Origin of the sequence: Massilia sp. TWR1-2-2 (genome assembly GCF_049897565.1) — a bacterium.
GTDB lineage: Bacteria > Pseudomonadota > Gammaproteobacteria > Burkholderiales > Burkholderiaceae_D > JAFCUW01.
On record NZ_JAFCWM010000094.1, the window covers coordinates 1 to 1,093 of the forward strand.

The 1,093-nt window shown below is 57.3% G+C and carries 1 protein-coding gene; it reads left to right on the forward strand.

All coding sequences use genetic code 11. The features are described 5' to 3' along the window. Window positions 1-1,016, forward strand: a 1,016-nt coding sequence (locus ACP7DD_RS26520; protein WP_426178388.1) for an IS5 family transposase, incomplete at its 5' end; no start/stop codon positions are given. Window positions 1,017-1,093: the final 77 nt, after the last annotated feature.

Genomic DNA, 1,093 nt, shown 5'->3' on the forward strand with positions numbered 1-1,093 from the left:
AGCATCCGCTGCGCAAATTGCGCGTTCTGGTCGATGGGATTTTGCAGAGCATGAGTGCCGAGTTTGAACCTCTGTACTCGCGCCGCGGCAGGCCGTCGATTGCGCCCGAACGCTTGCTCAGAGCGAGCCTGATCCAGACTTTGTTCACGATCCGCTCCGAGCGCCAACTCGTCCAGCACATCGAATACAACCTGCTCTATCGCTGGTTTGTCGGCATGAATATCGACGAGGCTGTATGGAACCACTCGACCTTCAGCGCCAACCGCGACCGCCTGTTCGGCGAAAGCATGGCGCAGCGTTTCTTCGCCCAGGTGTTGCTTATCGCAGAATGGCAGGAGCTCATTTCGGACGAACATTTCACGGTCGATGGCACCCAGATCGAAGCATGGGCATCGATGAAAAGTTTCGTAAAAAAGGATGGCAGCGGCAAGCCGCCCGAGGATGGTGGACGCAACGCCACAGTTGATTTCAAGGGGGAAAAACGCTCCAACGAAACGCATCAATCGACGACCGATCCGGACGCCCGTTTGTATAAGAAAAGCGAAGGCGACAAGTCCCGCATGAGCTACTTGAGCCATGCGCTGATGGAGAACCGCAACGGTTTGGTGGTCGATGCAGAAACGACGCTGGCGACCGGCACGGCCGAGCGTGACGCGGCGCTGACGATGGCAAAACGGAGCATGACGAAAGCCGGTTCGACGCTGGGTGCCGACAAAGGCTATGACGCCGCAGAGTTCGTCAAGGAGCTGCGCGAACTGAAGATTACGCCGCACGTCGCGCAGAAGAAACACAGTGCCATCGATGCCCGAACGACGCGCCACAAGGGCTACGAGGTGAGTCTGAAAAAACGCAAGCTGGTCGAAGAGATATTCGGTTGGAGCAAGACAATCGGTGGTCTGCGCAAGGCGCGCTTTGTCGGTTTGGCGAAGGTTAGAGCGCAAACGATTTTCACTTTCGCGGCCTACAACCTGACGCGCATGGCGACGATTTTCGGTTGGCGTTTGTCGACCGTATAGGGCGGAGTCCGCCCACTGAGCGCCGAAAGGCATGAAAACGCGCGGAAATCGCCCTGAAAAGCGGCTAGAACTTGGTT